This is a genomic window from Sporanaerobacter sp., assembly GCF_047830725.1.
In the GTDB taxonomy this organism is placed as follows: domain Bacteria; phylum Bacillota; class Clostridia; order Tissierellales; family Sporanaerobacteraceae; genus Sporanaerobacter.
In genome coordinates this window covers 964,639-988,364 of sequence record NZ_CP181252.1, presented here as the reverse complement: position 1 = coordinate 988,364, position 23,726 = coordinate 964,639, and the positions used below count along the sequence as shown (strand labels likewise).

The following is a 23,726-nucleotide window of genomic DNA, read 5'->3' as shown; positions in this document are numbered from 1 at the left end:
TATTATAAAATTAGTTTAGACTAATTTAGTAATAAGGAGGGATGCCATGTGTCATTAGATATAGAAGTAAAATTTAATGAAAAGGAAAATGCTTGGGTTATAATTCCTGTAGGAGAAATAGATATATATACTTCACCAAAAATAAAAGAGATATTATTTGAATCATTAGAAGAAAAAAATTCAAATATATTGATAGATGGTGAAAAATTGGATTATATTGATAGCACAGGACTTGGAGTTTTAATAAGTATACTTAAAAAAGTAAGAGAAAGTGAAAATCATATTAAAATCATCAATTTAAAATCTAATATACGAAAATTATTTGATATAACAGGATTAGATAAAGTTTTCATAATTGAGGAGTGAAAAATATGGAAAGAGATTTAATTGCACTTAAGCTTCCAAATAAGCCAAGTTATGTAGGAGTTATAAGACTCACCACATCTTCTATAGCAAGTCAGGCAGGACTCAATATAGAGGAAATAGAGGATGTAAAAGTAGCTATAGCAGAGGCTTGCATAAATGCATTGGGAAAATCGGATAGTTTTGATATTGAATATGAGTTATATAGTGAAAAATTAGTTATATCTGTTAAAAATGTTTCTGAAAAAATAGATGATAAATGTGAAAATTCGAAAGAGAGGGCATTAGGAATATTGATAATAAAGTCTCTAATGGATGAAGTTGAATTCACAAATAGTGGAATTAAAATGACTAAGCAAATAGAGGATGGTAATAGATGATTAAACAAGGTTCTTATGAAAAAGATGGAATTCCAAATATAGAGGATATTGATACAAAAACTTTGTTTAAAATTTATAAAGAAACTAAAGATATAACTGCAAGAGAAGAATTAATAAAAAGGCATCTTTATATTGCTGAAATACTTTCCAAGAAATATGCAAATAGAGGTATAGAATATGATGATATATATCAAGTGGCCTGTATAGGATTAATATATGCTATAGATAGATATGATTTAGATAAAGGCTATGAATTTTCTAGTTTTGCTACACCCACTATAATAGGAGAGATAAAGAAGTATTTTAGAGATAAAGGTTGGACTATAAGAGTTCCTAGAAGGATACAAGAACTTTCAAAAAAAATAAACAATTCTAAAGTAGTACTCAGTCAAAAATTGCAACGTTCTCCTACAGTAGGAGATATTGCAGAATATTTAAATTGTACAGAAGAAGAAGTTTTGGAAGCTATGGAAGCAAGCAAAGTATATACACCTCAATCACTAGATTTAACTTATGATTCCAACAATGATGACAAGGATATCAATTTAGCAGAGTTGATTGGAGAAGATGATATATATTTTAGCAAAATAGAAAATAATGATTTTGTGATGAAGACTATGGAAAAATTAAATGATATGGAAAAGAAAGTTTTTATTGATAGGTATTTTAACAAGAAAACTCAAGTTGCTATAGCTAAGAGTTTAGGTATTTCTCAAATGACTGTTTCAAGAATTGAAAAGAGAGTTATTGAAAAGTTTAGAAAAGAATTAGAAAAAACATTAAATTAAATAAAAAAAAGTATTGACATATTAATTTATAGGCTATATAATCTAGTATTGTTGCTGACTTATTTTAAAACAATAAAAAAAAGAAAAAACTTGTTGACAAATGTAGAAAAAGATGATATATTAAAAAAGTCAGTTTTGAACTTAGACAATTGAACAGCGTGAAACAATCCTTGAGTTTAATTAAAATTTTTAAGACAGGTAAAACTTTTTTATGAGAGTTTGATCCTGGCTCAGGACGAACGCTGGCGGCGTGCCTAACACATGCAAGTCGAGCGAAGAATACATAAAGAAATCTTCGGATGGAATTATGTATTTCTTAGCGGCGGACGGGTGAGTAACGCGTGAGGAACCTGCCTTGTACTAGGGGATAGCCTCGGGAAACCGGGATTAATACCCTATGATACTTGAAAGTCGCATGACTTTCAAGTCAAAGCGATTTAGCGGTACAAGATGGCCTCGCGTCCCATTAGCTAGTTGGCGAGGTAATAGCTCACCAAGGCGACGATGGGTAGCCGGCCTGAGAGGGTGAACGGCCACACTGGAACTGAGACACGGTCCAGACTCCTACGGGAGGCAGCAGTGGGGAATATTGCACAATGGAGGAAACTCTGATGCAGCGACGCCGCGTGAGCGATGAAGGTTTTCGAATCGTAAAGCTCTGTCCTAAGGGACGATAATGACGGTACCTTAGGAGGAAGCCCCGGCTAACTACGTGCCAGCAGCCGCGGTAATACGTAGGGGGCGAGCGTTGTCCGGATTTATTGGGCGTAAAGGGTGCGTAGGCGGCCTTGTAAGTCAGATGTGAAATCTCACGGCTTAACCGTGGTAAGCATTTGAAACTGTGAGGCTTGAGTACAGGAGAGGAGAGTGGAATTCCTAGTGTAGCGGTGAAATGCGTAGATATTAGGAGGAATACCAGTGGCGAAGGCGACTCTCTGGACTGTAACTGACGCTGAGGCACGAAAGCGTGGGGAGCAAACAGGATTAGATACCCTGGTAGTCCACGCCGTAAACGATGAGTGCTAGGTGTCGGGGGTCAAACCTCGGTGCCGCAGTTAACACATTAAGCACTCCGCCTGGGGAGTACGGTGGCAACACTGAAACTCAAAGGAATTGACGGGGACCCGCACAAGCAGCGGAGCATGTGGTTTAATTCGATGCAACGCGAAGAACCTTACCAGGGCTTGACATCCCCCGGACCGAACTAGAGATAGTTCCTTCCCTTCGGGGACTGGGGAGACAGGTGGTGCATGGTTGTCGTCAGCTCGTGTCGTGAGATGTTGGGTTAAGTCCCGCAACGAGCGCAACCCTTGTCTTTAGTTGCAAACAGTTAGGCTGTGCACTCTAAAGAGACTGCCGATGACAAATCGGAGGAAGGTGGGGATGACGTCAAATCATCATGCCCTTTATGTCCTGGGCTACACACGTGCTACAATGGTCGGTACAACGGGCAGCCACTTAGTGATAAGGAGCTAATCCCACAAAACCGATCCCAGTTCGGATTGTAGGCTGCAACTCGCCTACATGAAGCCGGAGTTGCTAGTAATCGCGGATCAGAATGCCGCGGTGAATGCGTTCCCGGGTCTTGTACACACCGCCCGTCACACCATGGGAGTTGACAATACCCGAAGTCGGTGAGCTAACCGTAAGGAGGCAGCCGCCGAAGGTAGGGTCAATGACTGGGGTGAAGTCGTAACAAGGTAGCCGTATCGGAAGGTGCGGCTGGATCACCTCCTTTCTAAGGAGATTATGACCTAACTTAGTGAACGTAAGTGAACAAAGTTAAGTCAAACGCAATGAGCACCAAATCTATACGACTTTAGCAGCATAGATTTGAGTTGCGAAACTGCGATGTGTTTCACGCTGTTTTAATTTGGGGGTGTAGCTCAGTTGGGAGAGCACCTGCCTTGCAAGCAGGGGGTCAGGAGTTCGAATCTCCTCATCTCCACCAGATTCAACCTAAGGGGTTGAAATTTTAAATTGAACTTTGAAAACTACACAGTAAGAAAAAATTGTCTTATATATATAATACAATTTTCACTGGTCAAGCTAATAAGAGCATAGGGTGAATGCCTTGGCACCAGTAGCCGATGAAGGACGGGGTAAGCGCCGATACGCTTCGGGGAGCTGCAAGCAAGCTTTGATCCGGAGATTTCCGAATGGGGAAACCTACCTAAACAAACTTTAGGTATCATCTACTGAATACATAGGTAGATGAGGGAACACCAGGGGAACTGAAACATCTAAGTACCCTGAGGAAGAGAAAGAAAATTCGATTTCCTAAGTAGCGGCGAGCGAACGGGAAAGAGCCCAAACTCGTAGAGTTTTCTCTATGAGGGTTGTGGACCGGCATAAAATAAGTATATTTTGTAGTCGAAAAGGTCTGGAAAGGCCTACCATAGAAAGTGATAGTCTTGTAGGCGAAACAAAATAGCTTATAGCCGTGATCCAGAGTACCACGGGACACGTGAAATCCTGTGGGAAGCAGGGAGGACCACCTCCCAAGGCTAAATACTAACTGGTGACCGATAGTGAAGAAGTACCGTGAGGGAAAGGTGAAAAGAACCCCGGGAGGGGAGTGAAATAGAATCTGAAACCCTATGTTTACAAGCAGTGGAAGCACTTTATATGTGCGACCGCGTACTTTTTGTAGAACGGGCCAGCGAGTTACGATATATAGCGAGGTTAAGCTATTAAGTAGTGGAGCCGTAGGGAAACCGAGTCTTAATAGGGCGTTTAGTTGTATATCGTAGACCCGAAACCGGGTGACCTACCCATGGGCAGAGTGAAACGAAAGTAAAATTTCGTGGAGGCTCGAACCGCTTAGTGTTTAAAAACTATCGGATGACCTGTGGGTAGGGGTGAAATTCCAATCGAACCCGGATATAGCTGGTTCTCCTCGAAATAGCTTTAGGGCTAGCCTCAAGATAAGTGACGTGGGGGTAGAGCACTGAATGGTCTAGGGGCACGTAGTGTTACCAAAACCTATCAAACTCCGAATACCATAGTCATGTTTCTTGGGAGTCAGACTACGGGAGATAAGTTTCGTGGTCAAAAGGGAAACAGCCCAGATCACCAGCTAAGGTCCCTAAGTATAGGTTAAGTGGAAAAGGATGTAAGGTTACACAGACAACCAGGATGTTGGCTTAGAAGCAGCCACTCATTTAAAGAGTGCGTAATAGCTCACTGGTCGAGTGACTTTGCGCCGAAGATTTCCGGGGCTCAAACCTATCACCGAAGCTGTGGGATGCATTTGCATCGGTAGAGGAGCATTCTGTACGGGCTGAAGCTATACCGTAAGGAGTGGTGGACTGTACAGAAGAGAGAATGCTGGCATGAGTAGCGATAAGGTAGGTGAGAATCCTACCCATCGAAAGCCTAAGGTTTTCTGAGGAAGGCTCGTCCTCTCAGGGTTAGTCGGGACCTAAGCTGAGGCCAAATGGCGTAGGCGATGGACAACAGGTTGAGATTCCTGTACTACCTACATGCGTTTGAGAAATGGGGTGACGCAGGAGGATAGGCTGAACGCACCGTTGGTTGAGTGCGTCCAAACTTGTAGAGAGCTCCTATAGGCAAATCCGTAGGAGAGTCTTGAGAAGTGATGGGGAGCGAAAATTAAGTAGCGAAGCAGCTGAATCCACACTGCCAAGAAAAGCCTCTATCGAGTATGTTAGGTACCCGTACCGCAAACCGACACAGGTAGGCGAGGAGAAAATCCTAAGATGTGCGGAAGAACCCTTGTTAAGGAACTCGGCAAAATAGCCCCGTAACTTCGGGAGAAGGGGTGCCAATTGAGGTGAAGTACTTGCTACGTAAGCCTTGATTGGTCGCAGTGAATGGGCCCAAGCGACTGTTTACCAAAAACACAGGTCTCTGCTAAGTCGAAAGACGATGTATAGGGGCTGACACCTGCCCGGTGCTGGAAGGTTAAGGGGAAGGGTTAGCGCAAGCGAAGCTCTGAACTTAAGCCCCAGTAAACGGCGGCCGTAACTATAACGGTCCTAAGGTAGCGAAATTCCTTGTCGGGTAAGTTCCGACCCGCACGAAAGGTGTAACGACTTGGGCACTGTCTCAACAAGGGATCCGGTGAAATTGTAGTACTCGTGAAGATGCGAGTTACCCGCGACAGGACGGAAAGACCCCGTGGAGCTTTACTGTAGGCTGACATTGGATTTTGGTATTGCTTGTACAGGATAGGTGGGAGACTTGGAAACCAGGGCGCCAGCTTTGGTGGAGTCAACCTTGGGATACCACTCTTGCAATGCTGAAATTCTAACCAGAGACTGTGAATCCAGTCTTGGGACACTGTCAGTTGGGCAGTTTGACTGGGGCGGTCGCCTCCTAAAGAGTAACGGAGGCGCTCAAAGGTTCCCTCAGCACGGTCGGAAATCGTGCGAAGAGTGTAAAGGCAGAAGGGAGCTTGACTGCGACACCTACAAGTGGAGCAGGAAGGAAACTTGGACTTAGTGATCCGGTGGCTTCCAAGTGGAAGGGCCATCGCTCAACGGATAAAAGCTACCCCGGGGATAACAGGCTTATCTCCCCCAAGAGTCCACATCGACGGGGAGGTTTGGCACCTCGATGTCGGCTCGTCTCATCCTGGGGCTGGAGTAGGTCCCAAGGGTTGGGCTGTTCGCCCATTAAAGAGGCACGCGAGCTGGGTTCAGAACGTCGTGAGACAGTTCGGTCCCTATCCGTCGTGGGCGTAGGAAATTTGAGAGGAGCTGTCCCTAGTACGAGAGGACCGGGATGGACAGACCGCTGGTGCATCAGTTGTCTCGCCAGAGGCACAGCTGAGTAGCTATGTCTGGAAGGAATAAGTGCTGAAGGCATCTAAGCACGAAGTCCCCCTCAAGATGAGATTTCCCACTTTTTAAGGTAAGACTCCAAGTAGACCACTTGGTTGATAGGTCCCAGGTATAAGGGTAGCAATATCTTTAGCTAAGGGATACTAATAAGTCGAGGGCTTGACCAATTATCTTACTGTGTTAGATTTTCAAAATCAAGATTTTGAAAAAATTGCGAATGTAGTTCATTTGTAATTTACAATTGCCGAAAGGCTTTACCTGGTGATTATAGCAAGAGGGTCACACCTGTTCCCATACCGAACACAGAAGTTAAGCCTCTTTAGCTGCCGATGGTACTTGGGTGGCAACGCCCTGGGAGAGTAGGACATCGCCAGATTACATAAAAATAAAAGCTTTATCTCGTAGGTCGAGGTAGGGCTTTTTCTATTCTATGCAGTCTTTTCCACATTATATAAGTTGTAGAAGAATCCTTTTTTGTCTATCAATTCATAGAAATTACCTTCTTCAATGATATTACCATTTTCCATGACAATTATTTTATCGTATCTTTTTAATAGTTCTTGATTTAGTTTATGAGTTACAACTATGCTAGTTAAATCATCTATATCTAATATTGAAGATTCTATTTCATAGGAAGTTTCTGAGTCAAGACTTGCTGTAGCTTCATCCAATAGAAGTACAGGAGTGTTTTTGATTAAAGCTCTAGCTATGGATATTCTCTGCTTTTCTCCACCTGAAAGATTAGATCCATTTTCTCCTACACTAGACTTGCTTCCATCAGGCAAGGTTTCAATCAAATTTAAAAGTCCAGACTTAATTATTGCTTTATCTATTTCATCATTTGTATAGTTCCCATATAAGGCAATGTTGGCTTCTATGCTATCATCAAACATAAATACATTCTGCTGTATTATAGATATAAGTTCATAAGTGGATGAAATTTTTAAATTCCTATTTTCTATATTATCTATGAGTATTTCTCCATTGTAGTTTTCATAGTATCTTAGGAGAAGTTTTAATAAAGTAGATTTGCCACTGCCACTTCTACCTACAATAGCTACTTTTTCACCCTTATTTATATTTAAATTTATATTTTGAAGTATTTGTCTATCCTCATTGTATGAGAATGATAAATTTTTAAATTGAATTGAGTTTTTTAAAGAGTTTTTTTCCAACCCCTCATCAGATACCTTGTTTTTTTCAACTATCTTTTCTATTTTTTCATTTATAGGCTTGATGCCCTTAATTTTGTTGACTATAGCAGAATAGTTGAGTATAGGATTCACTATATAGTTCATAAGTTGTACTGATGTGAGCATTCCACCTACAGTGAATTTTCCCTTAAGTACAAGATAAGTGCCAAGGCTCAATGGAACAAAGAAGACCAAGGAACCAAAAAATTCTGATAGGGAATTGACAGTAGCCTCCATTTTAGAAGAGCTATATTTCTTATTTTCTACAGTATTATTTGAATTGTTGAAGTCTTCTCTTATCTTTTCTTCTATATTAAAGCTTTTAATCACTTCAAAACCTGAAAATATATCTTTAATTTTTGTGGTGAAATTACTTAAGCTATTAGAGTATTCCTTTTTTCTTTTTCCCGTTTCTTTTTGAAATAACATTGGTATAAAAATAGGGATAAAACCTATTGCAAATGCTGCAATAGCTATATATATATTTAGTTTGAAAATTGAATAGGTTCCTAGAACAAATAGAGATATATATTGAAAACCATTTAAAATGTTTATAAAATAATCTTGTTCAATTAAATTTGTATCATTATTTATAATTGAAATATAGTCGGCACTGTTTTGAGCATTGAAAGAAGCTATATCTTTAGAAAGTATATTATCAAATATATCTTTTTTTAGTGAAGACATAGAGTTTTTAATGAACAATCCTCTAAAAATTCTAACTAAATATGAAACTATAGCTTCAGAGGTCATAAGACCTATTCCAATATATAGAACTTTTTTAAATCCCAATCCATTTCCAGTGACGCTTAAATCTACAATATTTCCAAGAACAAAAGCAAAACTTATTTCTATTATAGAAAAAAGTACTGCAACTAATAAGTTTAGAAATAAAAGACTTTTTGATTTGAAAAGATATTTTTTCATATCGATTCCCCCTCAAAAAAATTATAAACCAAAATCTTTTTCAATAAACCTGATCATTTCTCTCAAAGTATCTTTGTTTAGAGAAAAATAGGTTTTGTTTTCTCGTCTATCCACATTTATGAGATTGGCACAAATAAGATTATTTGAATGATAGTTTATAGTAGCAGAAGTAATACCTAGATTATCAGCTATTTCTTGACCATATTTTTCTCCTTCAGAAAGTAACTTTAAGAATTGATATCTACTTTGATCTCCTAAGTTTTTAAGAACAAGAATATTTCTATCTAAGGCATTATCTCTATATTTATTGAAAAGAACTTTATCAATACTTTTTCCCAATACAATATAACTTTCTTTTTTACTTTGTATAACAGTTTGAGATATACTATATTCATTAAATAGGGATGGAACAAGATATATAGTTTTTATTGTATCTGTATCCACATATTTATATATAGGAATTTCCATGTCAATCCCCTTTTCATCTATTTCTTTTTCAAGATAACAGGAAAACTCATCTATTTCTTTTTGATACTTTTGGAAAATAAGTTCAAAATTAGCTTTGTAATTTTCAATTAAACTTATAAAATCTTCTTTATAAATATCAATATTTTTTATATAGTATAGTACATTCCATTTGTCTTCATTGGAAAAATCCTGCTTATTTAAAAAATTTATAAATTTATTTTCATCTTCTATTAATTCATCTATTTTTTTAGGGTCTTTTACTTCTTTCCAAGGCTCTCCAAAGCATTCCATTTGGAAAATCAATTCTTTTTTTATTTCTTTTTCTTCTAGGGTTTTCATATATTTCATATAGCTATCTATGCTTTTGCATTGCCACATTTTATGTAAGGACACAAAGGGGCTAAAAAGTGAAGGATTTGGTTTAAAAAAACATTTATACTTTTCGATATTGGGTTCTATTGCTTGCCTTACATCTTCTATTTTGTTTTTGAATTTTTTGTCTTCTACCATATAATATTTTTCTAGTTCTTTTAGGTAATAATCATAATTAAGAGTAATAAATAAACTTGAAAATAAATCATAGACTTTTCCTACATCTTTGTTTAAATAAACTTCCACAACACCACTCCTTTCATATTCATCTAAATACATACTAGATATTCATCTAATATTAATGTAAAAAAATAAACTTGTTATCTTAATGTTATCTAAACTAATTTTAGATAAACATCTAATATCATTATATACTATCATTTTAAAAATGCAAATGTATTTTGCATAGGACATGTTATTTTTTTAATATGATGAATTAGCATGAGGAGGGATAGGATGAACAAAGACACTTTTAAAATCGCTTCTATCTATATAGGAACAGTCATAGGTGCAGGATTTGCATCAGGGAGAGAAATAATAGACTTTTTTGCAGTATATGGAGTTAAGGGTATTTTGGGAATGATAATAAGTGGTTTTTTATTTTCTTTTATAGGAGCATTTATTCTTTCAAAGGTATATGAGCACAATATAAATAGTTCTGGTGAAATGATAAATTTTGTATTTGGGGACAAATTAGGTTTTGTTGTAGAAACTATAATATTATTTTCATTGTTCATTGGATTTTGTATAATGCTAGCAGGAAGTGGGGCTATATTTGAAGAACAATTTGGAATATCTAAAAATATAGGTATAAGCACAATGGCTATTTTGTGTTTTATAATTTTTTTATCAGGTATAAAGGGATTTTCTATTATCAATTCTATATTGGTACCTATATTAATTTTAGGAATTGTTTTTTTAGGTTCTAATGTTATACTGAAAGAAGGACTTATGTTTAGCAATTTTGAAGGATTAGATGTAACAAATAAAGGCAATTTTATTACATCTTCATTTTTATATGTGTCTTTTAATAGTTTGCTTTTAATAGTGGTACTATCATCGCTTTTGCCTATAATTCCAAATAAAAATGTAGCTGTAAGCTCAGGAATTCTAGGAGGAATTGTTTTGGGAATATTGGGTTGTAACATTTTGATACCATTGTTAATTCTCTATACACAAATATATGATTTTGCCATACCAATGCTTAAAATTTGTGAATATGAAAGTAGCAAATATGTACATATATTTAGTTTTGTATTATGGATTGCTATGTTTACTACTGCTATTGCCAATGGATATAGTTTTATAGAAAATGTTACAAAGAAAAAGGATAAAAAATTTATTTCATTTTTATTTTGTCTCATAAGTATACCTCTGGCTAATTTAGGTTTTTCAGAGCTTGTAACTACTATGTATCCTATTTTTGGGTATATGGGTGGGGTAATATTAATTTTCATATTGTATAGCTTTCACTGAATAAATAGTATTCATAGGAGATGAGATAATGCCTTATATAGAGGTTATGAATAAGAAAATGTACTATCAAGAACATGGACAAGGAGAAACTGTAGTATTTTTAAATGGTTTAATGATGAGTACTGCCAATTGGTCTCCATTTATAAAGGTTCTTTCAAGTGAATATAGAATTATTTTGTTAGATTTTTTAGATCAGGGACGATCAGCTGAAATTTATAGTCAATATACACAAGAAATGCATGTAGATGTACTGAAAGAATTTTTGGAAAAGCTTAATTGCGATAAGGTACATATTTTTGGTGTTTCTTATGGGGGAGAAGTTGCTCAATTATTTACTTTAAAGTATGGGGAAATGGTTAAATCCCTTATATTATCTAATACTACAAGTTATACAGATAAATATATGCAAGAAATTGAAAGGTCTTGGGATTATGCTGCTTCAACTAAGGATGCATCAATATTTTTTAGTGTTGTAATGCCGAGAATTTATTCTGCTAAATTTTATGAAGAAAACTATGAGTGGTTGAAAAAAAATAGAGAAAGTTTTGAAAAGCTATTTGATGAAGAATGGTATGAGAGATTTAGAAGAGCAGTTAAAAGTTCTCATGATTTAAATATTACCGATAGAATTCATGAAATAAAAGTGCCTACATTAATTATAAGTGGTGAATTGGATACTATTACTCCTTTAAAGTATCAAGAAGTGATTTATAATGAAATTTCAAATTCTAAATGGGTGGTCATAAAGGATGCAGGCCATGCTTTAATGTATGAAAAACCCTATGAATTTATTTCAGTGATTATGGGATTTATAAAAATCATAGGGTTTGATATAAAAACAATTTAAATTAGCGGAATATATTTTGTATCCTCATTTTTTTCATCTTTTAAGTTTAGAATAGATCTATCTATTATATCTATGCCTTTTTTTATTTGTTCTTTAGATACAGAACCAAAGCTAAGTCGAATATAATTAGTACAATCACTTTTTTCAGCTATAAAAAATATTTTTCCGGGTACTATTATTACATTGTTTTTCATACATTCATTGTATAGTTCAATACTATCTATACTTTCTGGCAATTTTAACCAAAGACTTAATCCACCTCTTGGTTCTACAAATGATATACCATGAGAGTTTAATTTTTTTATTTTATCTAACAACAATTCATATTTTTCACTGTAATCTAATTTTATCTTTTTTATATGTTCTTTCCAGTAGCCTTTTCTTAAATACAAGTCAAAGGCTCTTTGAATAAAACCAGAAGAAGTAATATCTGTAGTGTGTTTTGCCTTAACAATATCTTTTAAAAGCTTTTTAGGAGCAGTTAGAAAACCTATGCGAAGACCGGGCATGAGTATTTTTGAAAAACTTTTTATATATATTACTTGATCATATTTGTCAATTGATTTAAGAGGTAATCTATTGCCTTCATAGCTTAAATCTGACAAAAAATCATCCTCTATAATATATAAATTGTTTTCATAAGCCAAATCTATAAGTTCTAATTTTTTTTCCTCACTATATGAATAAGTAGTAGGACTTTGATAGCAAGGCATAGTATATAAAAATTTAGGATGATAAGTTTTTATACTTTTTTTCAACTCTTCTAGGTTTATGCCATCTTTTTCCATAGTAATAGCTATAATATTAGCTCCTCTGGATTTAAAAGCTGCTACAGCTCCTGAATAAGTGGGGTTTTCAAGGAGCACATAATCCCCTGGTTGAATCAAAGTTTTAGCAATCAAATCTATTCCTTGCTGTCCACCAGATATTATCTGAATTTGAGAAGAATTTACATCTATAGAATAGTTTTCACATAAAAAATGGCTTATAGATTCTCTCAATGGAGCATATCCATTTATTTCAGGATATACGAAGGCATTTCCCTTATCTCTATCTAGCACTTCTATAAGTACGTTTTTGAAATCTTCTACAGGAAATAGTTCTGGGGTAGGTGATACACTGGCAAAGTTTATGCTATCTTCAGTCATAGAAAGAATACCACTTGTCATAAGCTCCATATTTTCATCTTCGAAATAGCCAAAATTCAAGTCTTCAGTATTTCCTTTCACATAAGTTCCGCTGCCTTTTTTTGAATATACATATCCCTCTTGTTCTAAAAGTTTATAAGCACTGACAATAGTTACATTATTGACATCTAATTTTTTTGCTAAACTCCTTATTGAAGGGAGCTTTTCTCCCTTTTGGATACTTTCATTTTCTATTAGGACTTTTAGTTCATTGTATAGTTGTATATATAATGGTGTATTTATGTCTCTATTTAAATGTAGTATTATATTATTGTTCATACTATGTCCTCCAAGTATTCATATTTAAAATGTATCGATACATTTATTATATCATATAACAAAAAATATGCAAACTAATACATGTTTTTAAAAGGAATTTTAGAAAAGATGAAGAATTAAATAAATGAGGAGGCTAGAAAAAATGGAGAATAAGGGCTTTAAAATATTCATACTAGTATTTACACTTTTGATAGTTGCATTTTTTTCTTCTAAGTACAAAGATAAAATTATGCCTAGAGAGACTATGAAAACTTTAGAAATTGTCCAACAAATTCCTACTTCTGAAGGCGAAAAAGTAAGAGTTTATGATGATGTCATTGTTAAATACAAGGATGATTTTATTAGTACATTAAATATTGACGGTACTAGCAAATGGGAAAAAAAATTAAATTTTGAAAGACCTTTGGTTTTTCCAGGAGAAAAAGCTATATATTTTTGTCAAGGAACTACTGGGGAATTATATTTTTTAGATTTTGATGGAAATAGTACAAAAAAAGTAGAATTAGGTATTGATGTTGAAAAGATCATAGAAAAAGAAGGTATTTTATATGCAATATGTAAAGATAAAGATAAAGAAGTTTTAAAATTAATAGATAATGGTGGAAATATATTGGCAACTATTACTTCAGGAGAAAAGATACTTAATTTTGATTTTAACATGGATAAATCAAAGGTAGTCATATCATCATTGATAGCTCGTGATGGAAATATTCAGTCAAATTTATCTTTTTACAATATAAAGGGAGATATATTGTCAAATGTAGGGTTTAATGATGAAATAGTTACTTTTCTTAAATTTATAGATAAAGATATTGTTGTGGCCATGACGGATAAGGCCATTTACAAAATAAACAGTCAAACAGTAGTCTGGAATCAAAATATAGAAGCTCTAAAGGATATATATGTAGATAATAGTGAAAAAGAGAAGGTATATGCTCTTGTAGGGAAGAGCCTAAAAATTTTTGATAGCAATGGGGAAATTCAAGAAGATATAGTTTTAGATGGTGAGTATAAAAAAATGTACTCATATAATGGGATTCTTATATTGGTAGGAGATAAAAATGTACTAGGATTTAAAAAAGGTAAGGAAATTTTGAATTATGCCATTGAAGAAGGAGAGAAAGTGATTATAGATAATTCAAAAATACTACTTATTACAGATGGAAAAACTTATTTGATGAAGACAATCGAAAAACAATAGAAAATGGTGGAGAATATGAATTGGATAGATTTTTTAATTGTACTTATGTTGGTGGATAATATTGTAAAAGGCGTTAGTCGAGGTCTAGTAAAATCTATATTTGGATTGATAAAAATTTTGCTGTCAATTTATTTTACAAAAATGTATTACGATATTGTATATGGATACATACTTAATACTGAGGTAGTGTACAATGGATTTAAAGCTGTAATTTTAGGAATTCTTAAAGCTGTATTTTATAGAAAAATTAAGAATGATGTAAATTTTTTGCCCCGAATACTAGCTAGTGGAATAATAAATGTTTTAATTAATATTTTTTCTATTTTGATTACTTATTTTGTATTTAGATGGCTTTTAGGACTTTTAGAAGAACTATTGTCATTTTTGTTTAAAGCACCGATATTGAAACAATTAAATGGAATAGGGGGATTTTTGTTTGGAGCAATAAAGGGAATACTCGTAATATATATAGTGATTGCACTTTTTTCACCTATTAAAATTATATTCCCTCAAGGTTTTATTTCAAAGGCAATGGAGAATTCATTGCTATTTACTTATTTTAACAATGCTAGTTTAAAATTCAACTTATTTAAAATAGAAAATTTTATTTAAAGGAATATTTGTAAGAAGTGAGGAAGGTGAAAATTAAATAAAAATAAGTCCCGCTATTAGCGGGACTTATTCGATTATTATTTCAACTACTTCTCCATCTTCTCCTTTAATATCGACAAGTTTTCCTTCTGCTCCGTTTTTTATTGCTTCGTATATGTCTTTAAAATCTGATTCGTCAAGTCCGGTTTCTTTTAGCTCGGGTGAAAATTTATAAGCTAGTTTCATTCCTAAGTTTACGAAAGAAATAGGTAAAGTTATGTTTACATCAGAATCTTCATCTGGATCATGGACTTTTATTTTTAGCCATTTTGCATTGCTTTTATTTGTACTTTGAGTTGTTTCTGTTTCTAGAGCATTTAGAAGATTTACTCCTTCTTCTATAGTGATTTTGCCTTCTTCAACCATTTTAAGAATTTGCATTTTTTCTTCTCTAAAATCATTTTTCATAGAATCCCCCCTAGTTAACTTTTATAGAGCCATTTGAAGTTGAGGCTATAAATTTGAAATGTGGTTCTTCTTCTTTGTACTCAATGCTATGAGCTATTATCTTTCTAGTTCCCAATTTGTTTTGCTGATTTACTTTGTATACAAGATTTGGTATTTCTAAATTTATATTTCCAAGGGATGTTTCAAAGTCAAAATAAAGTATATTGTTGAATTCATTGAAATGAGTATTTATTGAAGCATTGGAAGTGGTAAGTTCCAATTTTTCCATATCTTTTGCAGAAAATTCATCACATATTATTTTCCCATTAGATGTCACTAATTTTATATTTTTTCCTATTGGATTTTTAACCTCAATACTTGCATTAGAAGTAATTCCTTCTATAGAATGGGATTCGACATCTCTTAAGTATATTCTGCCGTTTTTAGTGTATACAAATATTTTTTCGCTTTTTATTTTATCTAAACTCACACTGGAGTTTGTGCTATTTGCCATTATTATAGGAGAATTTATATTTTCTAGTGAGATTCTGCCATTTTTAGTTACTAGTTTTACATTTTCTCCATTTAGACCACTTACAGCTATAGAGGCATTTGTAGTATCACAAATTAAATTGTCTACATTTATATCTTCTATTTCAATTTTGTCATTAGATGTATTTAAAATGATTTTTTCGTATTCTCTATTAGGGACTAAAACTTCTAATTTTATTCCTATGTTGTTTGTATATGCTGGTTTAAATACTATATTGTTATCTTCCTCGTAGAAGTCATAGAAAGTATCATTTTTATCCATTGTTCCTTTTTTGTAACTAGAAGCTACTTTGACTAAAATGCTTTCTTTATCCCAAGGTTTTAATGAAATATTTCCATTTATACTCTTTATGTCAATATTAGGTTTTTCTATGTGAGAGATGTCTTTTTCTAGAGTGGTATTTATAGTTTCATAGTTTCCTAAAAAATTAATGGATGGACTTTTTTCTTTTATTCCACCAAATAAATTAGATATTTTGTTGCTTACATCGTTTCCAAATTGTTCTATTTTTTTGCCTTGTTCTTTAATTACTTTTCCCATTTTATCTATATCTACTTTTTTATCATCTGTTTTATCATCTTTAGAAACAAAGTCTTCGTCGTCATTGTCATCTAGAGCTTCTAATAGTTTTAGAGCTTCTTGGCTTGAAATTTTTCCTTCTTCAAGCATAGTTAAAATCATCATTCTTTCTTCTTTCAATTTTAAACCCTCCTATTCTTCACCTTTTAAAAGATTTATAGCTTCTTCGGAAGTGATTTCTCCATTGCTAAGCCTTTCCAAAATCTCTTTTTTGTTTATACTTGGGACATTGTATTTAGGGCTGTATCCTAATGCTTCAATGACACTTTCTAGTTTGTTTCTCACCGTAGGATAGGATATTCCAAGTTCTTTTTCTATTTCTTTTATATTTCCTCTGTTTTTTATAAATACTTCTACAAAGTTTTTTTGTTCGTCTGAAAGTTTGCAAAATTTACACAATGAAAAATGCCCTTCTATACTAGTTCCACAGCTATTGCAACTCAATTTAGTTACTTCCATTTCATTTCCACATATAGGACATTTTCCTATTACTTCATTGTTCATTATATCACCTACCTAATTATTTATATAAAATTTAGAACTTTCTATTCTTTATGTATAATATTAGCCTAGAAAAAAATAAAAGTCAATAGTATTCTTAAAATATTTAATTTAAAAATTAAATATTTTAATATACAAGTTAAAAATATTAAAAAATACTCTTGTTGGATTTTAGTATGCAACTATAGATATAATATATAAAAGAAAAAATAATTATAGATTATATCTATAGTTTGATTTAAAATGACAAATAACTAGTATAATATATTTAGTTTAACAATTAGGGAGGAATTGAAATGAAAAAAGAAGTAGATGCTAGAGGACAAGCTTGTCCAAGACCAGTTATCATGACTAAAAAGGCTCTTGATGAGATAAGCGAGGGTATTGTGACTACTATTGTAGATAATGAAGTGGCTAAAGAAAATGTTTCAAAATTAGCTAAAAGTTTAGGATATGAGTATAGTGTAGACAAAAATGGTGAAAATGAGTATTATATTCATATAAATAAGGGACAAGTAATGGAAGAAACAAATGTGTGCGTGCCAGATACTTTTAAGGATATGACTATTGCTTTTAGTTCTAACACTATGGGTGGTGGCTCTGAAGAATTGGGTAAGATTCTTATGAAGAGTTTCATATATACACTTACAGAGTCTACACCATATCCTTCTACTTTGGTGTTTTATAATGGAGGAGTTCATTTGACTTGTGAAGGTTCTCCAGTATTGGATGATTTAAAGAAATTGGAAGAGGAAGGAATAGAAATACTTTCTTGTGGTACTTGTCTTGATTTCTATAAAATAAAAGATAAATTGAGTGTAGGGAGCGTAACCAATATGTATAGTATTTTGGAGAAATTAAAAAATCCTACAAAGACTGTGATTATAGGATAGGAGTATGTTATAATGGAATATAAGGAATATGGAGTTGTGACTTTTGAATCTACTCATCATGCTATAAGAGGAGAAAAGATATTGGAAAATGCTAATCTAAAATTTAAGACTATACCTACACCTAGAGAGATAACTTCTAGCTGTGGGCTTTCCATACGTTTTGATTTAGATGATATAGATAAAGTAAAAAGCACTATATTAGAAAATGAATTGGCTATAAAAGGTTTATATAGAATGTCTAAAATAGATTCAAAAAATCATATAGAAAAGATTAATTGATAGGAGAGAATGGTATGCAAGGGGTTTTGCAATTTTTACAAGATGTATTTATAAAAGAAAATAAAGAGTTGAATGTATTGGGGAAGATAGCCAAAATAGCAATTATATTCTTACTTGCAAGATTAGGAATTCGAATAGTAAATGCTATAATCAATAATTCCTTGGAAAAAAGAAAAAAATTTAAGTTTGAAATTGATGAAAAGAAAGCAAATACCCTTGCAACCATATTAAAAAATGTCAATAAATATGTATTTTATTTTATAGCATTGGTGCCTTCTTTAGAACTATTTGGGATAAAAGCTACTTCTATATTAGCTACGGCTGGTATAGGAGGATTAGCTATAGGAATTGGAGCTCAAGGGATTGTGAAGGATGTATTGACTGGGTTTTTTATTTTATTTGAAGATCAATTCTCTATAGGGGACTATGTAAAGATAGGTGAATATGAGGGAATTGTAGAAGAAATGGGACTTAGAGTTACAAAAATTCGAGGTTTTTCTGGAGAGCTTTATATAATTCCTAACAATAAGATAGATGTAGTTATAAACAGGGTGAGAGGCTCTATGAGAGCTTTAGTTGAAGTGAGTATTTCTTATGAAGAAGATATAGATAAAGCTCTAAAGGTATTGGAAGATATTTCATTAGATCTAAAAAATACTGAAAAGGCTATATTGGAAGGGCCTACAGTACTTGGAGTATCAAAACTTGGAGAATATGATATAGTATTGACAGTTGTTGCAAAAACTGAACCTATGGAGCAGTGGAGAATAGAAAGAACAATTAGGAAAAAGGTTGTAGAAGCTTTTCGTGAGGAAAATATAGATATACCTTATCCTAAAAGAATAGTTTTGAATGAAAATAGCTAAGGGAGAGATAAGCATGGCTATAAAATACAATATAGGGGATATAGTAGCTTTGAAAAAAGTTCATCCATGTGGAGAAAATAAATGGGAAATATTGAGAACAGGGGTGGATTTTAAACTTAAGTGTACAGGTTGTGGAAGGCAAATATGGATTCCACGAATTGATTTTGAAAAAAGAGTTAGAAAAATATTGGTAGATGGGAAATGGGAAAGTGTCAATAAAGGATAAATATAATTTAATATACATTAGACAAATCTAATAAAAAATAGTAAAATAGTCATAAGGTCTAGTCATAACCTTTAAGGAAAACGTTTTAAAAAAAATAGGGGGTGCTTTTTATGAGTTTAAATTATGCAAAACGTATGGACAATATTAAAGCCTCTGAAATTCGTGAATTGTTGAAACTTACTGAAAAGCCAGAGGTGATTTCTTTTGCTGGAGGGCTTCCAGCTCCAGAGTTATTTCCAGTAGATGAAATGAAGAAAATATCTGTGGAAGTATTAGAAGAAGAAGGAACTAAGGCATTACAATATGGACCAACAGAAGGCTATAAGCCACTTAGAGAACAAATCACTAAGAGAATGGCAAAAGTTGGAGTAGAAGCAAAAGTAGACAATATATTAGTTATCAGTGGTTCTCAACAAGGTTTAGATTTTTCTGGGAAAATATTTTTAAATCCAGGTGACATAGTATTGTGTGAAAGTCCTAGTTACTTAGGAGCAATAAATGCATTTAGAGCTTATGAACCTAAATTTATCGAAGTTCCTACAGATGAACATGGAATGATCATGGAAGATTTAGAAGAAATACTTAAAAACAACGACAACGTTAAATTTGTATATGTAATACCAGATTTCCAAAACCCATCAGGAAGAACTTGGTCGGAAGATAGAAGAAAGAAAATTGTGGAATTGGCAAATCAATATAATATAGCTATAATAGAAGATAATCCTTATGGAGAGCTTAGATATGAAGGTGAATTTTTACCTGCAATTAAGCATTATGATACAGAAGGAAGAGTTATATTCTTGGGTACTTTTTCTAAAATATTCTGTCCAGGATTGAGACTAGGATGGGTGTGTGCAGAAGAAACAGTGCTTAATAAATATATTCTTGCAAAGCAAGGTGCAGATTTACAAGCAAGTACTATATCACAAATGCAGGTTGCAAGATTTATGGAAGAATATGATATAGAAGCTCATATTGAAAAACTTAGAAAACTTTATAAAAAGAGAAAAGATTTAATGATAAATACTATGAAAGAAGAATTTCCAGCTGAAGTTAAATTTACAAATCCAGAAGGTGGACTTTTCACTTGGGTTATACTTCCTGAGCATATAAATGCAAGAGAATTAGCTGTAAAGGCTCTTGAAGAAAATGTAGCGTTTGTACCTGGAGGATCTTTCTTCCCAAATGGTGGCAATGAAAATACCTTTAGATTAAATTATTCAAATATGAGTGAAGAAAAAATAGTAGAAGGAATAAAGAGACTTGCAAAAGCTATAAAAAATATGATGTAAATTTTTAAATCCCCTATAAAATTTTATAGGGGATTTTTGAATTGTCCTTGAAAAATAGCTTAAGTAGTGATATAATTCATAAAGTATGTTTATCCTTGCTCTAAAAAATAGAGCCGTTAGTCCATAAGGAGGTGAAAATATGAGAAAATATGAAGCAGTGTTTATTTTTGTACCAGAACTTGAAGAAGAAAAGAGAAATGCTCTCCTTGACAGATTGAAAGGAATAATTGAAGCAGATGGTACTATAACAAATGTTGATGAGTGGGGGAATAGAAAACTTGCATATGAAATCAATGATTACACTGAAGGTTATTATGTAATTCTAAACTTCGAATCAACACCAGAAGCTGTTAAGGAAATGGACAGAATATCTAAAATCTCAGACAGTATTATGAGACATATGATTATCAGAGAAGATGAATAAAGCAAAGGGCGGTGTTATGTGTGAATAATGTTATCTTGATTGGTAGACTTACTAGAGACCCGGAGCTTAGGTTTCTTCCTGTAAATGGAACCCCTGTATCTACTTTTAGTATTGCTGTAGATAAACAATTGCCTAAAGAAAAAAAACAAGAAATGGAAGCAAAAGGACAACCAACAGCAGATTTTATAAATATCGTTGTTTGGGGGAAACAAGCTGAAAATTGTGCAAATTATTTGGCTAAGGGAAGGCTTGTAGCCATTCAAGGGAGACTTCAGTCAAGGTCTTACGAGGCAAAAGATGGTACTAGAAGGTATGTGACAGAAGTAGTTGCAGAAAGGGTTCAATTTTTAGAATGGGGAGACAACAAAAATTCTGATTTTAATGATGACAATTCTGATTTTCCTGGCATTGAAGGCTTTCACAATGTAGATGATGATGATATTCCATTCTAGAAGGAGGGAAAGTAGATGGTACAAAAAAGATATAAATCAAGAAAAAGAGTTTGTAGTTTTTGTGCAGACAAAGCTGAAGATATAGATTACAAAGATATAAATAAACTTAAAAAATATATCACAGAAAGAGGCAAAATATTGCCAAGAAGAATTACAGGAAACTGTGCAAAACACCAAAGACAACTTACAAGAGCTATAAAGAGAGCAAGACAAATAGCATTGTTGCCATATAGTGCAGACTAAAAAAGAGAGGAATTTCCTCAATGTCATTAAGTTAAGAAATTTAACCAAGATTTTAGAAGCAGAGTATGTTTAAATACATACTCTGTTCTTTTTTATTATACATATTTAAAAAAGGGTATATAATAATATTATAGAGAGGGGGAGATATAATGGATAAAAAAATGACCACAGAATTTGTTACTAGAACTGCTATCCTTTTAGCCGTAGCTTTAGTTCTACAGATGACTTTAAGAGGGGTAGGACAGCCACTGGTAGGACCATTGATTAATTTTGTACTTATCATGAGTGTATATTTGGTAAGCGTAGGTTCTGGAATTATAGTAGGATGTTTGACACCACTTTTAGCTTTTGCTTTTGGGATAACACCATTTTTTCCAATAGTTCCTTTTATAATGGTTGGGAATGTACTCTATGTAGCTTTCTTTAACTTTTTTAGAAATAAAATTAAAAAAGCTGGAGATATTTATGCAATAATATTTGCTAGTTTTATAAAATATGTATTTTTGACTGTTTCAGCTAGATATATTGTGGTACTATTTGCAAAAGTGCCTCCAAAGATAATAGCAGCTTTTTCACTTCCACAACTTTATACTGCACTGGTTGGAGGGGCTTTGGCGATTATAGTGAAAAGATTTCTTCCAAAATCTATGTTTCTTCACTCCTAACACCTTCTTTTGAAGGTGTTTTTTGGTTTGACATACTATTCAATAGCTTGTATTATTTTAATAAGACTTATTTTTAAAAGGGTTTTTTAGTTTTTTGGAGAAATAATATAGAGGGTGAGGAAATATGAGAGATGGAAAAGATATAGATATCATGAAAAATGTAAAAGTAGTGGAATGGCTCAAATGTGAATTGCTTTCTTCTGTTGCCAGTCTTTTTCAATTGTTGCAAAGTGGAATAAAAAATGCTAAGGACGATATGTTGGATTTAATATCTAATATTATATTGCTTGCCTATTTGTTGGGTAAACGATTGGGACTTAGCTATGAAAGTATTGACTTAAAGGTAGAAGATAAAATAAAGTTAGGACTAATAGAAGAACATCAAGTAGAAAAATGGTATGGGGATTTAAGTGAGCTACATGAATATTATAATACAAATAGAAGATAGGAGTGAAAAGCTTGAATTTTAAAAATGAAAAGACAAAGGCTTTCTTGGAATCGCTTTTGATGATTCTATTAGGTACAATATATATACTAATAGGTATAAACTTTGTCCCTGTAATAAGTATAGTTTTTCCAGCTTTTTTTATAATATTAGGAGTTAGACATGGAATAGAATACAATATAGTCAGTATTTTGATATCTACTCTTGTTGTAGGGTTGGTTGTAGATAAATATACTGCGTTTTTTATATTTATTGCTTTTGTGCCTTTAAGTGTTGTAATCAATTATGTAATAAAAAAGAGGGGGAAATCTCAAGAACTGATTTTATATTCAACCATTACCTCTCTTGCATCTTATGTTATAGCTATAGTGCTAGTTAAGAAACTTTTTAATATAAGTTTTATAGATCAAATTGAAAAATCTTTTTCTTTGGTTTTAAAAACTCAATTAGATATGTTAAAAGAAACAGGACTTTCTAATTATGAAGTATATCAGACCAAGAATATTCTAGAAAGTGCTTATGAGTATATGGTTTTAATCATACCTTCTGCTGTGATGATTTTTTCATTGCTGACAGCATATTTGAATTCAATATTATCAATATTTATTTTGAGAAAGTTGGGATATGGTATAGTATTTGTACCTAGATTTTCTTATTTTAAATTGCCAAACAATTTTATTTTAGGAATTGTAGTTATTTATCTTGGAGTATTTTTGTTAAAACAGTTGAAAGTTTTTTATTATGAAACAATATTTATCAATGTAAGTGCTTTGATATCTTTTGCTTTTTTCTTACAGGGTTTAGCTGTTTTGATTTTCTTGATAAATAAAAGTAGATTAAAGCAAGTTGGTAAAGTGATTTTTATAGTACTTTTGATATTTAGTTTTCCTTTAAGTGCAATTATTTCTATGGTTGGTTTTTTAGATATCATATTTAATTTCAGGGGAATTAAAAAGGAAATATAAATCCTTTGGGAGGATA

Annotated in this window: 24 protein-coding genes, 1 tRNA gene and 3 rRNA genes; 22 read left to right on the top strand and 6 right to left on the bottom strand. The window is 33.0% G+C overall.

Annotated features, from left to right (window positions below; genetic code table 11):
- Positions 1-48: 48 nt before the first annotated feature.
- From ACFWUA_RS04850 to rrf, 7 genes are all read left to right on the top strand, one after another.
- Complete coding sequence (locus ACFWUA_RS04850; RefSeq protein ID WP_416199026.1) at positions 49-366, top strand: STAS domain-containing protein; 318 nt, start codon at positions 49-51, stop codon at positions 364-366.
- Positions 367-371: 5 nt separating this feature from the next.
- Complete coding sequence (locus ACFWUA_RS04845) at positions 372-743, top strand: ATP-binding protein (protein ID WP_416199025.1); 372 nt, start codon at positions 372-374, stop codon at positions 741-743.
- Positions 740-1,531 (top strand): SigB/SigF/SigG family RNA polymerase sigma factor, encoded by a 792-nt coding sequence (locus tag ACFWUA_RS04840; RefSeq protein WP_416199024.1) that lies wholly within the window; start codon positions 740-742, stop codon positions 1,529-1,531. The genes ACFWUA_RS04845 and ACFWUA_RS04840 overlap by 4 nt, the downstream gene beginning before the upstream one ends.
- Before the next feature lie 207 nt (positions 1,532-1,738).
- Positions 1,739-3,269 (top strand): 16S ribosomal RNA (locus tag ACFWUA_RS04835).
- 137 nt (positions 3,270-3,406) lie between these two features.
- A tRNA-Ala gene (locus ACFWUA_RS04830) sits at positions 3,407-3,482 on the top strand.
- 91 nt (positions 3,483-3,573) lie between these two features.
- Positions 3,574-6,506 (top strand): 23S ribosomal RNA (locus tag ACFWUA_RS04825).
- A 90-nt stretch (positions 6,507-6,596) separates the two neighbouring features.
- Positions 6,597-6,715, top strand: a 5S ribosomal RNA gene (gene rrf, locus ACFWUA_RS04820).
- Together the 16S, 23S and 5S rRNA genes with 1 tRNA gene alongside form the textbook arrangement of a ribosomal RNA operon.
- Before the next feature lie 52 nt (positions 6,716-6,767).
- Here the strand turns inward: rrf and ACFWUA_RS04815 are convergent.
- Together ACFWUA_RS04815 and ACFWUA_RS04810 are read right to left on the bottom strand one after the other, a co-directional pair.
- The gene (locus ACFWUA_RS04815) at positions 6,768-8,459 is read right to left on the bottom strand and encodes an ABC transporter ATP-binding protein (RefSeq protein WP_416199023.1); all 1,692 of its coding nucleotides are present in this window, start codon (positions 8,457-8,459) and stop codon (positions 6,768-6,770) included.
- A gap of 21 nt (positions 8,460-8,480) precedes the next feature.
- On the bottom strand, positions 8,481-9,545 hold the full coding sequence (locus ACFWUA_RS04810) for an ArsR/SmtB family transcription factor (protein WP_416199022.1): 1,065 nt from the start codon (positions 9,543-9,545) through the stop codon (positions 8,481-8,483).
- A 210-nt stretch (positions 9,546-9,755) separates the two neighbouring features.
- Here ACFWUA_RS04810 and ACFWUA_RS04805 point away from each other — a divergent pair, with 210 nt between their 5' ends.
- Positions 9,756-10,775 (top strand): hypothetical protein, encoded by a 1,020-nt coding sequence (locus ACFWUA_RS04805; RefSeq protein ID WP_416199021.1) that lies wholly within the window; start codon positions 9,756-9,758, stop codon positions 10,773-10,775.
- 28 nt (positions 10,776-10,803) lie between these two features.
- Entirely contained in the window at positions 10,804-11,622 is an 819-nt protein-coding gene (locus ACFWUA_RS04800) for an alpha/beta fold hydrolase (protein ID WP_416199020.1), read from the top strand.
- Here ACFWUA_RS04800 and ACFWUA_RS04795 read toward each other — a convergent pair.
- On the bottom strand, positions 11,619-13,088 hold the full coding sequence (locus ACFWUA_RS04795; RefSeq protein ID WP_416199019.1) for a PLP-dependent aminotransferase family protein: 1,470 nt from the start codon (positions 13,086-13,088) through the stop codon (positions 11,619-11,621). The two genes, ACFWUA_RS04800 and ACFWUA_RS04795, sit on opposite strands and share 4 nt — an antisense overlap.
- Before the next feature lie 142 nt (positions 13,089-13,230).
- Here ACFWUA_RS04795 and ACFWUA_RS04790 point away from each other — a divergent pair, with 142 nt between their 5' ends.
- Both ACFWUA_RS04790 and ACFWUA_RS04785 read left to right on the top strand, forming a co-directional pair.
- On the top strand, positions 13,231-14,289 hold the full coding sequence (locus ACFWUA_RS04790) for a DUF5711 family protein (RefSeq protein ID WP_416199018.1): 1,059 nt from the start codon (positions 13,231-13,233) through the stop codon (positions 14,287-14,289).
- A 15-nt stretch (positions 14,290-14,304) separates the two neighbouring features.
- Complete coding sequence (locus ACFWUA_RS04785) at positions 14,305-14,901, top strand: CvpA family protein (RefSeq protein ID WP_416199017.1); 597 nt, start codon at positions 14,305-14,307, stop codon at positions 14,899-14,901.
- 66 nt (positions 14,902-14,967) lie between these two features.
- Here the strand turns inward: ACFWUA_RS04785 and ACFWUA_RS04780 are convergent, their stop codons facing one another.
- From ACFWUA_RS04780 to ACFWUA_RS04770, 3 genes are read right to left on the bottom strand one after another with little or no spacing between them, the layout of a single operon-like run.
- Positions 14,968-15,348, bottom strand: a complete 381-nt coding sequence (locus ACFWUA_RS04780) for an SHOCT-like domain-containing protein (protein WP_416199016.1) — start codon at positions 15,346-15,348, stop codon at positions 14,968-14,970.
- A 10-nt stretch (positions 15,349-15,358) separates the two neighbouring features.
- A complete protein-coding gene (locus ACFWUA_RS04775; RefSeq protein ID WP_416199015.1) occupies positions 15,359-16,579 on the bottom strand; it encodes a DUF4097 family beta strand repeat-containing protein in 1,221 nt (406 codons plus the stop codon).
- A gap of 12 nt (positions 16,580-16,591) precedes the next feature.
- The gene (locus tag ACFWUA_RS04770; RefSeq protein WP_416199014.1) at positions 16,592-16,963 is read right to left on the bottom strand and encodes a DUF2089 domain-containing protein; all 372 of its coding nucleotides are present in this window, start codon (positions 16,961-16,963) and stop codon (positions 16,592-16,594) included.
- 293 nt (positions 16,964-17,256) lie between these two features.
- Between ACFWUA_RS04770 and yedF the strand changes: the two genes are divergently transcribed.
- From yedF to ACFWUA_RS04715, 11 genes are all read left to right on the top strand, one after another.
- Positions 17,257-17,853, top strand: a complete 597-nt coding sequence (yedF, locus tag ACFWUA_RS04765) for a sulfurtransferase-like selenium metabolism protein YedF (protein WP_416199013.1) — start codon at positions 17,257-17,259, stop codon at positions 17,851-17,853.
- A 12-nt stretch (positions 17,854-17,865) separates the two neighbouring features.
- Positions 17,866-18,132, top strand: coding sequence for a DUF3343 domain-containing protein (locus ACFWUA_RS04760; RefSeq protein WP_416199012.1), 267 nt, complete (start codon positions 17,866-17,868; stop codon positions 18,130-18,132).
- Positions 18,133-18,146: 14 nt separating this feature from the next.
- A complete protein-coding gene (locus tag ACFWUA_RS04755; RefSeq protein WP_416199011.1) occupies positions 18,147-18,998 on the top strand; it encodes a mechanosensitive ion channel family protein in 852 nt (283 codons plus the stop codon).
- Positions 18,999-19,011: 13 nt separating this feature from the next.
- Positions 19,012-19,224 (top strand): DUF951 domain-containing protein, encoded by a 213-nt coding sequence (locus ACFWUA_RS04750; protein ID WP_416199010.1) that lies wholly within the window; start codon positions 19,012-19,014, stop codon positions 19,222-19,224.
- A 110-nt stretch (positions 19,225-19,334) separates the two neighbouring features.
- On the top strand, positions 19,335-20,516 hold the full coding sequence (locus ACFWUA_RS04745; RefSeq protein ID WP_416199009.1) for a PLP-dependent aminotransferase family protein: 1,182 nt from the start codon (positions 19,335-19,337) through the stop codon (positions 20,514-20,516).
- A gap of 139 nt (positions 20,517-20,655) precedes the next feature.
- Positions 20,656-20,940, top strand: coding sequence for a 30S ribosomal protein S6 (gene rpsF, locus ACFWUA_RS04740; protein WP_416199008.1), 285 nt, complete (start codon positions 20,656-20,658; stop codon positions 20,938-20,940).
- A 20-nt stretch (positions 20,941-20,960) separates the two neighbouring features.
- Positions 20,961-21,392 carry a single-stranded DNA-binding protein gene (locus ACFWUA_RS04735; RefSeq protein ID WP_416199007.1) on the top strand — a complete coding sequence of 144 codons (432 nt, stop codon included), beginning with the start codon at positions 20,961-20,963 and terminating at the stop codon, positions 21,390-21,392.
- 15 nt (positions 21,393-21,407) lie between these two features.
- Positions 21,408-21,635: a 30S ribosomal protein S18 gene (gene rpsR, locus ACFWUA_RS04730; RefSeq protein ID WP_416199006.1), complete on the top strand. Its 228-nt coding sequence runs from the start codon at positions 21,408-21,410 to the stop codon at positions 21,633-21,635.
- Positions 21,636-21,784: 149 nt separating this feature from the next.
- Positions 21,785-22,300, top strand: a complete 516-nt coding sequence (locus ACFWUA_RS04725) for an ECF transporter S component (RefSeq protein ID WP_416199005.1) — start codon at positions 21,785-21,787, stop codon at positions 22,298-22,300.
- Between the two features lie 124 nt (positions 22,301-22,424).
- Positions 22,425-22,748: a MazG-like family protein gene (locus ACFWUA_RS04720; RefSeq protein WP_416199004.1), complete on the top strand. Its 324-nt coding sequence runs from the start codon at positions 22,425-22,427 to the stop codon at positions 22,746-22,748.
- An 11-nt stretch (positions 22,749-22,759) separates the two neighbouring features.
- Entirely contained in the window at positions 22,760-23,710 is a 951-nt protein-coding gene (locus ACFWUA_RS04715; RefSeq protein WP_416199003.1) for a YybS family protein, read from the top strand.
- Positions 23,711-23,726 lie beyond the last annotated feature (16 nt).